General features: G+C 51.7%; 16 protein-coding genes and 1 tRNA gene. 15 read left to right on the top strand and 2 right to left on the bottom strand.

Going from position 1 to position 12,461, the window contains the following annotated elements; all coding sequences use genetic code 11:
• The first annotated feature begins 8 nt into the window (after positions 1-8).
• From HV041_RS12410 to HV041_RS12345, 14 genes are all read left to right on the top strand, one after another.
• Positions 9-185, top strand: coding sequence for a DUF2635 domain-containing protein (locus HV041_RS12410; protein ID WP_088583006.1), 177 nt, complete (start codon positions 9-11; stop codon positions 183-185).
• On the top strand, positions 175-1,674 hold the full coding sequence (locus HV041_RS12405) for a phage tail sheath subtilisin-like domain-containing protein (RefSeq protein WP_165712296.1): 1,500 nt from the start codon (positions 175-177) through the stop codon (positions 1,672-1,674). The genes HV041_RS12410 and HV041_RS12405 overlap by 11 nt, the downstream gene beginning before the upstream one ends.
• The gene (locus tag HV041_RS12400; RefSeq protein ID WP_088583004.1) at positions 1,674-2,030 is read left to right on the top strand and encodes a phage tail tube protein; all 357 of its coding nucleotides are present in this window, start codon (positions 1,674-1,676) and stop codon (positions 2,028-2,030) included. The genes HV041_RS12405 and HV041_RS12400 overlap by 1 nt, the downstream gene beginning before the upstream one ends.
• On the top strand, positions 2,030-2,353 hold the full coding sequence (locus tag HV041_RS12395) for a phage tail assembly protein (RefSeq protein WP_086550240.1): 324 nt from the start codon (positions 2,030-2,032) through the stop codon (positions 2,351-2,353). Before HV041_RS12400 ends, HV041_RS12395 begins: the two co-directional genes overlap by 1 nt.
• Positions 2,354-2,437: 84 nt before the next feature.
• Complete coding sequence (locus HV041_RS12390; protein WP_182294222.1) at positions 2,438-4,345, top strand: phage tail tape measure protein; 1,908 nt, start codon at positions 2,438-2,440, stop codon at positions 4,343-4,345.
• A 109-nt stretch (positions 4,346-4,454) separates the two neighbouring features.
• Positions 4,455-4,646 carry a hypothetical protein gene (locus HV041_RS12385; RefSeq protein ID WP_165712300.1) on the top strand — a complete coding sequence of 64 codons (192 nt, stop codon included), beginning with the start codon at positions 4,455-4,457 and terminating at the stop codon, positions 4,644-4,646.
• A 120-nt stretch (positions 4,647-4,766) separates the two neighbouring features.
• Entirely contained in the window at positions 4,767-6,068 is a 1,302-nt protein-coding gene (locus tag HV041_RS12380; protein ID WP_165712302.1) for a DNA circularization N-terminal domain-containing protein, read from the top strand.
• Positions 6,065-7,144: a phage baseplate assembly protein gene (locus HV041_RS12375; RefSeq protein ID WP_165712304.1), complete on the top strand. Its 1,080-nt coding sequence runs from the start codon at positions 6,065-6,067 to the stop codon at positions 7,142-7,144. Before HV041_RS12380 ends, HV041_RS12375 begins: the two co-directional genes overlap by 4 nt.
• The gene (locus HV041_RS12370) at positions 7,144-7,692 is read left to right on the top strand and encodes a phage baseplate assembly protein V (RefSeq protein ID WP_165712305.1); all 549 of its coding nucleotides are present in this window, start codon (positions 7,144-7,146) and stop codon (positions 7,690-7,692) included. The genes HV041_RS12375 and HV041_RS12370 overlap by 1 nt, the downstream gene beginning before the upstream one ends.
• Positions 7,692-8,117: a phage GP46 family protein gene (locus HV041_RS12365; RefSeq protein WP_162873146.1), complete on the top strand. Its 426-nt coding sequence runs from the start codon at positions 7,692-7,694 to the stop codon at positions 8,115-8,117. The genes HV041_RS12370 and HV041_RS12365 overlap by 1 nt, the downstream gene beginning before the upstream one ends.
• On the top strand, positions 8,104-9,162 hold the full coding sequence (locus HV041_RS12360) for a baseplate J/gp47 family protein (protein ID WP_182294221.1): 1,059 nt from the start codon (positions 8,104-8,106) through the stop codon (positions 9,160-9,162). The genes HV041_RS12365 and HV041_RS12360 overlap by 14 nt, the downstream gene beginning before the upstream one ends.
• A complete protein-coding gene (locus HV041_RS12355; protein ID WP_165712309.1) occupies positions 9,153-9,734 on the top strand; it encodes a YmfQ family protein in 582 nt (193 codons plus the stop codon). Before HV041_RS12360 ends, HV041_RS12355 begins: the two co-directional genes overlap by 10 nt.
• An 11-nt stretch (positions 9,735-9,745) precedes the next feature.
• Positions 9,746-10,495 carry an integrase gene (locus HV041_RS12350; RefSeq protein ID WP_165712311.1) on the top strand — a complete coding sequence of 250 codons (750 nt, stop codon included), beginning with the start codon at positions 9,746-9,748 and terminating at the stop codon, positions 10,493-10,495.
• Positions 10,495-11,088: a tail fiber assembly protein gene (locus tag HV041_RS12345; protein WP_165712313.1), complete on the top strand. Its 594-nt coding sequence runs from the start codon at positions 10,495-10,497 to the stop codon at positions 11,086-11,088. The genes HV041_RS12350 and HV041_RS12345 overlap by 1 nt, the downstream gene beginning before the upstream one ends.
• A gap of 21 nt (positions 11,089-11,109) precedes the next feature.
• Here the strand turns inward: HV041_RS12345 and HV041_RS12340 are convergent, their stop codons facing one another.
• The gene (locus HV041_RS12340; RefSeq protein WP_165712315.1) at positions 11,110-11,352 is read right to left on the bottom strand and encodes a DinI family protein; all 243 of its coding nucleotides are present in this window, start codon (positions 11,350-11,352) and stop codon (positions 11,110-11,112) included.
• 78 nt (positions 11,353-11,430) lie between these two features.
• Here HV041_RS12340 and HV041_RS12335 point away from each other — a divergent pair, with 78 nt between their 5' ends.
• The gene (locus HV041_RS12335) at positions 11,431-11,817 is read left to right on the top strand and encodes a S24 family peptidase (protein WP_165712316.1); all 387 of its coding nucleotides are present in this window, start codon (positions 11,431-11,433) and stop codon (positions 11,815-11,817) included.
• Between the two features lie 387 nt (positions 11,818-12,204).
• On the opposite strand, the gene HV041_RS12330 is transcribed toward HV041_RS12335, so the two are convergent.
• Positions 12,205-12,286: transfer RNA gene (locus HV041_RS12330), tRNA-Pro, on the bottom strand.
• Positions 12,287-12,461 lie beyond the last annotated feature (175 nt).

Genomic DNA, 12,461 nt, shown 5'->3' with positions numbered 1-12,461 from the left:
GGAATACCATGTTTGTAAAACCCCAAAAAGGGCGGTCAGTACCTGACCCAGCCCGAGGCGACCTTTTGCCTGTTGAAGGGCGAAATGTTGAAGAAAGCAGCTACTGGCTGCGCCGGGAAGCCGCTGGCGATATCAGGCGCGTGAACAAAGTTAAACAGAAAAAGGTGGAAACCAATGACCGTTAGTTTCAGCACTATCCCGGCAAATACGCTGGTGCCACTGTTTTATGCTGAGATGGATAATTCGGCGGCAAATACAAGTCAGGAGTCAGCGCCGTCGTTGCTGCTTGGCCATGCTAATACAGGTGCGTCAATTCAGACTGATTCGCTGGTACTGATGCCGTCCGCTGATTACGCAAAGCAGATTTGTGGCCCCGGCAGTCAGCTTGCGCGCATGGTTGCGGCTTACCGCAAAACCGATCCTTTTGGTGAACTTTACATCATTGCTGTCCCTGAGCCAGCGGCAGGAGTGGCGGCCACGTACACTCTGACCGTAACTGGAGCAGCAACTGAGAGCGGCACGGTGAATGTTTATGTCGGGCGTACTCGCATTCAGGCGGCAGTTGTAAGCGGGGATGATGTGGAGGCTGTGGCATCGGGCATTAAAGATGCAATCAATGCTGATCCGACATTGCCGGTTATCGCTTCGTCTGCTGCTGGCGTTGTCACTCTGACAGCACGTCACAAAGGTCTGAGCGGGAATGACATCCCCGTGGTTCTGAATTATTACGGTTACGGCGGTGGTGAAGTGTTGCCTGCAGGCGTAGCGGTAGCCGTCGCTGCTGGCGCTGCCGGAACGGGGGCTCCGGTACTCAATGGCGCTATTGCAGCTATGGCCGATGAGCCGTTTGATTATATTGGTCATCCGTTCAGCGATTTGGCCTCGGTTAATGCATTTGTCAGCGAAATGAACGATACCAGCGGTCGCTGGAGCTACGCGCGCCAGCTTTATGGCCACGTTTATACCGCGAAACTCGGAACGCTTTCTGAGCTGGTTGCTGCCGGTGATCAGCTTAACCAACAGCACATCACGGTGGCGGGGTACGAGAAAGAAACTCAGACCCCGGCAGATGAACTGGCGGCCAGTCGCACCGCACGTAATGCCGTCTTTATCCGTAACGATCCGGCGCGCCCAACCCAGACAGGTGAGCTCGTGGACATGCTACCAGCACCAAAAGGGAAGCGTTTCACAATGACCGAGCAGCAGTCTCTGCTGTCACATGGGATTGCAACGTCATACGTTGAAAGCGGTACGCTGCGCATTCAGCGCGACGTTACAACGTACAAGAAAAACGCCTACGGTGTTGCGGATAACAGTTATCTCGACAGCGAGACGCTGCATACCAGCGCTTATGTTCTCCGCCGTCTGAAATCGGTTATTACCAGCAAGTACGGTCGCCACAAACTGGCAAACGACGGTACCCGTTTTGGCCCCGGTCAGGCGATTGTTACCCCGGCTGTTATCAAAGGGGAACTGCTGGCGACTTACCGACAGATGGAGCGCGCCGGGATCGTTGAAAATTACGACCTGTTCAAGCAATACCTGAAGGTTGAACGCGACGCGACAAACCCAAACCGTATCAACACTCTGTTCCCGCCTGACTATGTTAACCAGCTGCGAGTGTTTGCGGTCGTTAACCAGTTCCGCCTTCAGTATCAAGAGGAGTCCGCATAATGGCGCGCATTGCAGGTACCTGTTATTTCAAAATTGATGGTCAGCAATTATCCATGACCGGCGGTATTGAGGTGCCGATGAACACGAAGGTCAATGATGATGTCATTGGCCTTGATGGCTCGGTGGATCGTAAAGAAACGCACCGCGCGCCCTATATCAAAGGCACCTTTAAAGTGCCGAAAGATTTTCCGGTCAACAAGGTCACTACCTCAGACCAGATGACCATTACAGCCGAACTGGCAAACGGTCAGGTTTATGTCCTGTCGTCAGCCTGGCTGCACGGTGAAGCAAACCACAACGCCGAAGAAGGTACGGCGGATCTTGAATTCCACGGTGAAGAAGGGGATTACCAGTAATGAAAGAACTCAAACTCAGCAAACCGGTTAAAGCTCATGGTGAAGATCTCCATGTACTGGAGTTACGGGAACCCACATATGACGAAATAGAGGGCGTGGGATTTCCGTTTACAGTATCTGCGGATGGTGGTGTCAGACTGGACAGCGCTGTTTCGCTGAAATACATCCCTTTACTTGCCGGGATCCCCCGTTCTTCTGCAGCGCAGATGGCTAAGCTTGATATTTTTAAAGCCTGCATGTTGATCCTGAATTTTTTTACCCGATCGGGGACGGAGCAAACCTCCGACAACGCTTCTACAACACCGCTTACTTCTGGCGAATAAACCCTCTTGATCTCCGGCGGACGGCGATTTCTGAGTTCCTGACGCTGGAGTCAGAGGCTGTTCGCATCAACGAGGAAATAAAACATGGCTGATGACTTTCAACTAAAAGCGATTATTACCGCCGTTGACCGGTTGTCTGGGCCAATGAAGGGAATGCAGAAAAAGTTAAAGGGATTTCAGAAGGAAATGGCCGGACTGTCAGTGGGCGCTACCGCTGCCGGGGCGGCCATTCTCGGTGCGCTGGCTATGCCTGTTACTGCGGCGATGGGTTTTGAGTCGAAGATGGCTGACATCCGCAAGGTTGTTGACGGTCTGGACGACAGGAACGCATTTGCCGCAATGAGCGATGATATCCTGACGCTCTCCACTCAGTTACCGATGGCAGCGGAAGGGATTGCAGAGATCGTCGCGGCAGGTGGTCAGGCGGGCATCGCACGAAGCGATCTAATGCAGTTTGCCAGCGACGCGGTAAAAATGGGCGTGGCGTTTGACACCACCGCTGAAGAGTCTGGTCAGATGATGGCGCAGTGGCGAACGGCGTTTAAACTGACCCAGGATGATGTGGTTGTTCTGGCTGATAAAATTAACTATCTGGGGAATACCGGGCCAGCAAATGCCGGAAAAATATCAGAGATTGTGACCCGAATTGGACCTCTTGGCGAGATTGCCGGGGTTGCTTCGGGTGAGATTGCGGCGCTGGGGGCAACGATTGCCGGCATGGGTGTGGAGCCTGAAATTGCTGCAACAGGCATTAAAAACTTCATGAAAGCCTTAACTTCAGGTGGCGCAGCAACCAAAGCGCAGAGAACGGTTCTTGCTGCGCTGAAGATTAACCCGAAAAAGCTGGCTGCAGATATGCAGAAAGATTCGAAAGGCACGATGCTGAAGGTGCTTGACGGGATATCAAAAATCCCGAAAGAAAAGCAGGCTGCGGCGATGAATATGTTGTTTGGCAGTGAGTCTGCTGGTGCGATAGCACCACTTCTCACCAATATGGACCTGCTGCGTATCAACTTTGAGCGAGTGGCAGACGCCCAGCAGTACGGTGGCTCGATGCAAAAGGAATATGCTTCTCGTGCAGCTACCACTGAAAACCAGTTAACCCTGCTGAGAAACAGTGTTAACGCCATTTCTGTCACGCTGGGGGATACCTTTCTTCCGGTTATCAACGAGGCCGCCGAAGCTGTGATGCCGTGGCTGGAGCATGTCCGCGAACTGGTAAGAGAAAACCCAGAGATGGTGAAGTCAGTCGCGAAATTCGGTGCGGCACTCATTGTGGCTGGCGGGGCCGTTGGCGTTCTTTCTCGTGCCTTCCGGATACTGAATAGCGTTATCAATCTTTCGCCCGCAAAACTGGCAATTGCGGCACTGGCAGGAGGCGCCCTGCTCATTATCGAGAACTGGGATGATGTCGCACCGGTGATCAAATCTGTCTGGCAGGAGGTGGATAATGTCGCACAGGTAATGGGAGGGTGGGAAACTGTACTGGGTGGTATTGGGATGTACATGACTGGTGTATTTGCAGTGAAAACCATCGGTTCGCTGCGTACAGCCTTTGCTCTCGCCAGTCAGCTATCGGGTGTTCTTGGGAAAATCGCCATGCTGGGAGCCACGACAGTTCAGATAGGGGTTGCCATTTATATGTTTGAGCAACTCAAGGAAATCGCCGATGCGGCAAAAGAGGCCGATCATACCGACTCATTCTGGGATTCCCTGAAGAATCGCTGGAATTCAGGCGGCTGGTATAACAACAAGCAGCAAAGGGAAATGTTTGCCGGTCAGACTACCAGGGATAACTATCAACCCGCGGTTCCACTGCTGAGGCCCGGTGCCGTTATGGATCGGGCGCAATCCCCACAGATGCAGCGTAGCGAACTTAACGTGTCTTTCGATAATGCGCCTCCAGGAATGCGCGTTGCGACACCTGCCGGAAGTGCGACACCGTGGCTTTCTTATGATGTGGGATACAGTCGCTTTAGCAGAGATAGTTAACCCGTCTGTCATGTTCAGTGTAACCCGCCAGAGTGGGTTTTCCACACCCTAACGGGTATGCTATTTTTTATGCAATCAGAGCGATGATCAGGATGCGGCTGGGGAGAACATGGATTCAACGCACGACGAAGAAAAGCGCACAGAATTTGAAAAATTCATCCTTGAAAGGTTTGGCGATGCAGTTGATCTCCGCCGGGCGACAAATGGCGATAACGGATATATATCATGGGAGGCGGCGGTTGCCTGGATTGTCTGGCAGGAACGCTTGTTGCATCATGAAACAACTTCTGCCGTGGACTGAGCGGGACGTGAGTTAGGTATAAGCATCGTTTCCGGTTTTGGCTACCATACAGGCGATATGTGAATTCCCATATCGATAATTTAACCCGCTTCGGCGGGTTTTTTAATGCCCGGAGTTTATATGGCGTGGAAAGACAGACTTCAGGATGCGTCATTCCGTGGCGTACCATTTAAGTTCGAAGGTGAAGGGGCGGCGGTTGGCCGTCGAGTTGAAACACACGAATACCCCAACCGCGATAAACCCTACACCGAAGATCTCGGTAAGGTCACCTTCCGGCCAAATATCACCGCCTATGTCGTCGGCGAAGATTGTTTCGAACAGCGTGACAGGCTGATAGAAGCACTGAATAAACCAGGACCAGGCACTCTGGTACATCCAACATATGGTGAGCTTAACGTCTGTGTTGATGGTGAGATCCGTGTTGGCACGACCAGTAGTGAAGGGCGGATGGTGCGCTTTGATCTGCAGTTCGTCGAAGCGGGTGAACTTGAATATCCAACGGCTGGCGCAGCAACAGCTAACACGCTGGTATCTTCCTGTTCAGCACTTGATGATTGTATCAGCGACAACTTTGATCAGTTCGGCATGGATGGTTTGCCTGACTTCGCTCAGGGAGATGTGCTTGAGCGTGCCACTGGCATCCTGGGCTTTGTTTCTGATTCTATGGCGATGGTCGACAGCTATGTCGCAGATGCAGCGAGACTTATGCAGGGTGATATTTCTGTTCTTCTTCCTCCTCCGTCATCAGGAAAAGGATATGTCGAAGCTATTCAGAAAGTGTGGCGCACGGCGAACAGACTATCCGGAAATGCTTCTGACGTTATGAAAATGATTAAGGGGTTCGCCGGTATTTCGTTGGGATCAGATATGGCCCCACGAGGTATATGGAAAACGGACAGCAAAAGCACACAGCTCAGTAAGGAACAGGGGAATTATGTTGCCAGTGCAGTACGCACAACAGCCATAAGCGAAGCGGTTTACGCTGTTACAACACTGCCAACGCCTGCAATAACGACAAAGGAACAAACTCAGCAGTCTTCTGGATGGCCTTCTGTGACACACCCTGCGCTGAATAACGCACCGGATGAGGCGGCGGTGGTTGATGTGCCGACGTGGGATGACCTCGTTGATATCCGCGACACGCTGAATACCGCTATTGATAAAGAACTATCCCGCACGACCGATGACCGTTTGTTTCTGGCTTTGCGCCGGGTGAAATCCGACCTTAACAACGACATAAAACACCGCCTGGTGCAGACCCAAAAGACCGTTATCAGAACGCCTGATGAGGTAACTCCGGCACTTGTTCTGGCAGCAACCTGGTTCGATAACGCTTCACGGGAGTCTGACATTGTCAGGCGCAATGCTGTGGCTCACCCCGGCTTTGTGCCGGTATCTCCGCTGAGGGTTCCTGTACGATGAGCGATAACGTAACTCTCCGTGTTAACGGTCGTGAGTGGGGGGGCTGGACGTCAATTCGTATCGGTTCCGGGATTGAGCGTCTGGCTCGAGATTTTAGTGTAGAGATCACCCGACAGTGGCCCGGTGGTGATGGTGTTGCGTCACTTCAGCCCAGGGTTAAAAACGGCGACAAAGTCGAGGTTCTAATCGGTGATGATCTGGTGGTCACTGGCTGGATTGAAGCAACGCCGGTTCGCTACGATGCGCGTTCAATTAGTGTCGGAATTAGCGGGCGCAGCCTGACTGCTGATCTGATTGATTGCGCTGCTGAGCCGACACAATTCAATGGGCAATCACTCGTTCAGGTGGCCTCAGCGCTTGCCAGACCTTTCGGTATAGCGGTTGTAAACGCTGGTGCACCGGGTGGCGCTATTCCCGGTGTACAACCCGATCACGGTGAAACGGTTATTGAAGTCCTGAACAAGATGCTTGGACAGCAGCAGGCGCTTGCCTACGACGATCCGCGCGGAAGGTTGGTTATCGGCGGCATTGGTAGCACGCGCGCTCATACAGCTCTGGTGCTGGGGAAAAACATTATTTCCTGCGATACCGAGAAAAGCATCCGTGAACGTTTTTCAACGTACCAGGTATCGGGGCAGCGTGCCGGAAACGATGATGATTTTGGGGCTGCGACAACAACGGCTCTTCGTGCAAAAACAACAGATGCCTCAATTGGCCGTTACCGCCCTATGGCAGTACAACAAACGGGGCAGTCCACTGGCGCCAGTTGTATTGCGCGCGCTGAATTCGAGGCCCGGCAACGCGCCGCACGTACCGATGAAACCACGTACACGGTATGGGGCTGGCGACAGGGGGATGGTTCTCTGTGGCAGCCAAACCAGCGCGTTATCGTCTATGACCCCATTTGTGGCTTCAATAACCGCGAGCTGCTCATTTCTGAAGTGTCATTCACTAAGGACAACAACGGCACAATAACCGAACTACGTGTCGGGCCGCCGGATGCCTATCTGCCAGAACCTGAAAATGACAGTAAGAAGCGTGGCAAAAAACGGAAAGTCAAAGAGGACCCGTTCTGATGAGCGTGATGCAAAGTATGCAAAGGCAACTGTTAGGACTCATTGGGCGCGCTGTTGTGAAGAGTATCAACGCGGCTTCTAAGTGCCAGATGATAGATGTTGAGTTACTGGCTGGGCAGCAAAAGGCGGGCATTGAGCACCTTGAGCCCTATGGCTTCACTTCTCGTGCAAAAGCGGGGGCTGAGGCTGTTGTTCTGTTTCCTGACGGTGACCGTTCTCACGCCGTTGCGATCACCGTGTCTGATCGTCGCTATCGCATGAAGGGGCTCAAAACGGGGGAGGTCGCTCTCTACGATGACCAGGGGCAGTCAGTCACGCTGACACGCGCCGGGATTGTTGTTGATGGTGGTGGCAAGGTGATTACGTTCAAAAATGCGCCAAAAGCCCGTTTTGAAATGGATCTTGACGTTACTGGTCAGGTCAAAGACCTCTGCGATTCTGGTGGTCTGACAATGTCAGCCATGCGCGTTGCCTACAACGGACACCATCACAAAGAAAACGGGCAGGGAAATAAAACCGATGCACCCGATAACAAGATGGAGGTGTGATGGAACTCTGGCTGACAGTCAACGGAACCCGGGTAAATGCCAGTTCTTCGCTTGACCCACTTACGCGTGCAGTGGTGATTTCGCTCTTCACTCACCGGCGCGCAGACCCTGACGACAATGCTGATGTACCTATGGGGTGGTGGGGAGATACCTGGCCAGCAGTAGCAAATGATCGCTATGGCTCAAAATTATGGCTCCTGCAGCGCAGCAAACTCACAAACGCACTGGTGAACACAGTACGCACCTATTTACGTGATGCTCTCCAGTGGATGCTGGATGACGGCGTGGTTTCGCGCATTGATATCGACATTCAGCGAACGGGCATCAACGAGCTTAGTAATCAGGTTGTGCTCTGGCGGCGGGATGGGCCCGTAATCATTTCTTTTAGCGATTTATGGAGTGTGATCACAAATGGCGGACAGTGAATTTCAGCGGCCAACGCTGGCCGAAAACATCAGCATGATCCGCACCGACCTTTTTGCTCGGCTTGACATCAATGATGAGCTTCGCCGCATGGATGAAGATGTCAGGGCCAAAGTTTATGCGGGGGCGCTGCATACGGTTTATGGCTATATCGATTATCTGGCGATGAATATGCTGCCTGATCTTTGCGATGAGTCATGGCTTTATCGGCATGCGGCGATGAAACGATGTCCGAGAAAAGATGCCGTGGCCGCATCAGGCTTTATGCGATGGGATGGCGTAACGAATGGGCTCAAGGTGAGTGCAGGATCGGTCATTCAGCGTGACGACCTTGTCCAGTACATCGCCCAGGCAGATGCAACGAGTGCTGGTGGCGTGCTTCGTGTACCCGTTGTCTGCAGCATGACAGGTATAACCGGAAATATGGATGATGGTGAGGCGCTCTCACTGGTTACGCCGGTTAACGGACTTCCTTCCGGCGGCATGGCCGATACGGTCACTGGCGGTTTTGATATTGAAGACCTTGATGTCTGGCGTGCCCGTGTCCTGGAACGCTACTACTGGACCCCGCAAGGCGGCGCTGACGGAGATTATATTGTCTGGGCAAAAGAAGTACCCGGTGTAACACGTGCGTGGACATACCGGCACTGGATGGGGACGGGAACCGTCGGCGTTATGATAGCCAGTAGCTACCTGATCAACCCGATTCTTGATGATGCAACAGTGGCTGCAGCTCAGGCACATATTGAACCACTGGCACCCGTAGCGGGTTCAGACCTCTATGTATTTAAGGGAACGCCAAAAACGGTCAACTACACCATTGACCTGAACCCGGATACTCCTGAAATACGCGCCGCAGTTGAGGCCGAGCTTCGTTCATTCCTGCTGCGTGACGGCTATCCGGAAGGGGCGCTTGAGTTGTCCCGTACAAACGAGGCTATTTCTATAGCTGCCGGTGAGCACAGCCATAAGCTACTTTCACCAACAGTTGATACGCCAGTTGCAAAAAATGAACTGGCTGTACTGGGGGTAATAACGTGGGCGTGAGTAATGATGATTATGTCCAGTTACTGAGTGCCTTGCTTCCACCTGGGCCTGCGTGGTCAGTTGACGATGTTGCGATAAGTGGCGTAGCGCCTTCTTTGCTCAGGGTGCATCAGCGTAGTGATGAACTTATGCTGGAGCTTGATCCGCGCACCACAACAGAACTTATTGACCGATGGGAGCGGTGCTGCGGTCTGCCTGATGAATGTATACCATCAGGCACACAGACGTTACGGCAGCGACAGCAACGGCTGGACGCAAAAGTTAATCTTACCGGAGGAATCAACGAAGATTTCTACCTTCGTCAACTGGCTGCACTGGGGAAGCCCGGAGCCACTATCACGCGCTATAACAAGGGACCCTTCAAGTGTACGTCGTCGTGTATGGATGCGACCTATTCAACTGAATGGCGTTACTACTGGCAGGTAAATATGCCTGCTTCAACAGACACCACCTGGATGACCTGTACAGACAGTTGTGAAACACCGATTCGTTACTGGGGTGATACGGTAGCTGAATGCGTGATCAATAAACTCTGCCCATCCCATACCTACGTAATATTCAAATATCCGTAACCGGAGACATTATGCATCGCATTGACACATCTACTGCGCAGAAAGATAAATTCGGCGCGGGCAAGAACGGCTTTACTGCAGGTAACCCCCAGACAGGAACCCCGGCCACAGATCTTGATAACGATTATTTTGATATGTTGCAGGAAGAACTGGCGGGAGTTGTAGAAGCAACCGGCGTTAATCTGGATAAATCAAAACATAACCAGTTACTTACTGCCCTGAAAGCGCTGCTGTTAAGCCGCGCACATCCTTTTGCAGATATCAAAGCAGACGGGCCCGCAGCAATTGCAGAGGCTCTCTCAAACCTTGGTTTGGGAGCAGGCGCTCCCCCTATTGGAATCCCGTTTTACTGGTCATTGGCTGCAATGCCAAATACGGTCGTGCCGGAATGGTCAAACATGGTATTTCTGAAAACCAATAATACGTCGTTCTCTGCCGCCGAATATCCAAAACTGGCGCTGATGTGGCCCGGCCTGATTATTCCTGAAATGCGGGGGGAGTTTATTCGTATTTTTGATGATGGTCGCGGGGTTAACCCGGTACAGCCATTACTGGGGTGGGCGGATTCACGCCTCAAGGAGCATACGCATGTGTTACCAACAGGCAGGATGGCCGTTGGCGTGGACGATGTGTCTTCAACCTGGGTCGTGGTAGAAAACGATGTGGCCACCCCAAAAATATCTACAAAAACGCAGAGCGGTGGCACCGGTGAAACCGCACCACGCTCAATAGCATTTAACTGTCTGGTGAGGGCAAAATAATGAAACCTGTTTTTGATGAAAATGGACTGGCTATTGAGCCGGGAAATGTCGTCTGCTTTTACTATGATGCAGCCACGGGAGAATACTGCGGGTTTTCTGATGAATTTATTCATCCTGGTGTCAGCATGCCAGGGTATTCAACCGATATCGATCCGGGAGAGAAACGGTCGGGATTTGTCGCTGTATTCAACGGTACTGGCTGGAAGCAACAGCCAGACCATCGCGGCATTACGGTCTATTCGACTATGGACAGAACCCCGGAATTCGTTGATTACATAGGGGAGATTCGTTCAGGTTACACAACCGTTGCGCCATCCACTCAGTATGATAAATGGGATGGCAGCAAGTGGGTTACAGATGCCGACGCGCAGCGAAATGCGGCGATAGCCGACGCTGAAAAACTGCGTAGTCAGTTGCTGGCCAGTGCCGATAAAGTAATGCTCGACTGGCGAACAGAGCTGATGCTGGGTGAAATAAGCGACGCCAACAAAGCTAAACTGTCGGCGTGGATGGCTTATAAAAACGAGGTTAAGGCGGTCGATGTGACAACTGACCCTGAGCATGTTAACTGGCCCGCTCTCCCGCCTGCGTAGGCTGTGCAGGATTGCAGAACATTATTCATTTGCCAGCCACATATCAGCCTCTTCAAACATTTCCTGAACAGTACGGCTTATTTGTTCTTTCTCATGCTTGCTGGCGTCAGTGTTGATCGCCGGCAGTGTCATCATCGGTTTTACCCGGACATCAGCATCCGGGAAAATCCGGTGAACCCTCTTGCTCAGCTCGCCCAGAATGATGTCTTTTGCACCGGGCAGACCATCAAAATTCCTTTTATCATAAACGAGTTCCACGAACATTGATCATTGCTCCTTTACTGTATGGATATACAGTATTTATACTGTGTTTTTATCCGGTATTCAAGAGAGGGCGTAAACATGGGCTTTCCTTCACCTGCGGCAGATTATGTTGAAACACGAATCTCCCTCGATCAGCAGCTAATCAGCCAGCCAGCAGCGACTTATTTTATGCGGGCATCGCGTTCACATTTCAGGGAAGGGATAATCCAGGGGGCGCTACTGGTTGTTGATGCGTCACTTTCTCCCTGTGATGGCTCGCTGCTGATCTGCGCGATAGACGGAGAATTTAGGATCAAGCGATATCGGACACATCCTCAACCCCACCTCGTTAATCTGGAGAGCGGGAGAAGGGAAGCGCTGCCAGCAGATGATGATGGTTACAGTTCTGCACCAGCTATATTCGGGGTGATCACGTACATCATTAATGCCAGGAATGGAGAGTTCGACGATTGCCCGGTGATGTGAGCACATCACTGTTAAGTGAAGTATGAAGTGGGGTTACGTGGTTTAGGTTAATTATCATTTCTGTCTGGATTGTTAGACAAACCAACCCCTACTTTTACCGCAGCGAACAACATGATGCACAGAGTGGTAATCACGGCAAATACCAATGAGAGACTAGTAATCATAGGGCTTCTTAATGTCAGATGAATTCTATTGTCAGACAACTGTATAGGGAAAAGGTTCCTGGCAATTATCGTGCTTGCTACTCAAGAGGATATTACAATCCGATAGATCGTAGTTGGCTGGTGATCTGTCGATAGTTTCACCCCAATAATTCCCCGGAGTTTCCCCGTACAGAAAACAGGCATAAAAAAACCAGCCGTAACAGGCTGGTTCTTAGAGGATTTTTGGTCGGCACGAGAGGATTTGAACCTCCGACCCCCGACACCCCATGACGGTGCGCAACCATTTCAATGGCAGCTATGTGCCAGGAACGGACGTTACTACTAGCTCAAGCAAACCGCTCCTTAGCCCTTAATGAAGAATGGAGGTATTGGTATAAATAGGTGAATATCGGAATATCTCCAACAGGGAAAGGGACGTTTTTAGGGGATAACTATATTATCACCTAGTGGCCGTAAGAATATGCGCAGAGAGAACATATT

The sequence above is a fragment of the Citrobacter sp. RHBSTW-00029 genome, from assembly GCF_014104295.1.
Classification (GTDB): Bacteria; Pseudomonadota; Gammaproteobacteria; order Enterobacterales; family Enterobacteriaceae; genus Citrobacter; species Citrobacter youngae.
Note: the sequence above shows the minus strand (reverse complement) of the source record. Positions and strands in the feature narration are given on the sequence as shown.

Coding starts and splice junctions, on each gene's coding strand:
- HV041_RS12375 (WP_165712304.1), top strand. CDS start 6,065: ATGAGCGATAACGTAACTCTCCGTGTTAACGGTCGTGAGTGGGGGGGC.
- HV041_RS12350 (WP_165712311.1), top strand. CDS start 9,746: ATGCATCGCATTGACACATCTACTGCGCAGAAAGATAAATTCGGCGCG.
- HV041_RS12400 (WP_088583004.1), top strand. CDS start 1,674: ATGGCGCGCATTGCAGGTACCTGTTATTTCAAAATTGATGGTCAGCAA.
- HV041_RS12380 (WP_165712302.1), top strand. CDS start 4,767: ATGGCGTGGAAAGACAGACTTCAGGATGCGTCATTCCGTGGCGTACCA.
- HV041_RS12360 (WP_182294221.1), top strand. CDS start 8,104: ATGGCGGACAGTGAATTTCAGCGGCCAACGCTGGCCGAAAACATCAGC.
- HV041_RS12365 (WP_162873146.1), top strand. CDS start 7,692: ATGGAACTCTGGCTGACAGTCAACGGAACCCGGGTAAATGCCAGTTCT.
- HV041_RS12345 (WP_165712313.1), top strand. CDS start 10,495: ATGAAACCTGTTTTTGATGAAAATGGACTGGCTATTGAGCCGGGAAAT.
- HV041_RS12370 (WP_165712305.1), top strand. CDS start 7,144: ATGAGCGTGATGCAAAGTATGCAAAGGCAACTGTTAGGACTCATTGGG.
- HV041_RS12335 (WP_165712316.1), top strand. CDS start 11,431: ATGGGCTTTCCTTCACCTGCGGCAGATTATGTTGAAACACGAATCTCC.
- HV041_RS12385 (WP_165712300.1), top strand. CDS start 4,455: ATGGATTCAACGCACGACGAAGAAAAGCGCACAGAATTTGAAAAATTC.
- HV041_RS12410 (WP_088583006.1), top strand. CDS start 9: ATGTTTGTAAAACCCCAAAAAGGGCGGTCAGTACCTGACCCAGCCCGA.
- HV041_RS12395 (WP_086550240.1), top strand. CDS start 2,030: ATGAAAGAACTCAAACTCAGCAAACCGGTTAAAGCTCATGGTGAAGAT.
- HV041_RS12340 (WP_165712315.1), bottom strand. CDS start 11,352: ATGTTCGTGGAACTCGTTTATGATAAAAGGAATTTTGATGGTCTGCCC.
- HV041_RS12390 (WP_182294222.1), top strand. CDS start 2,438: ATGGCTGATGACTTTCAACTAAAAGCGATTATTACCGCCGTTGACCGG.
- HV041_RS12405 (WP_165712296.1), top strand. CDS start 175: ATGACCGTTAGTTTCAGCACTATCCCGGCAAATACGCTGGTGCCACTG.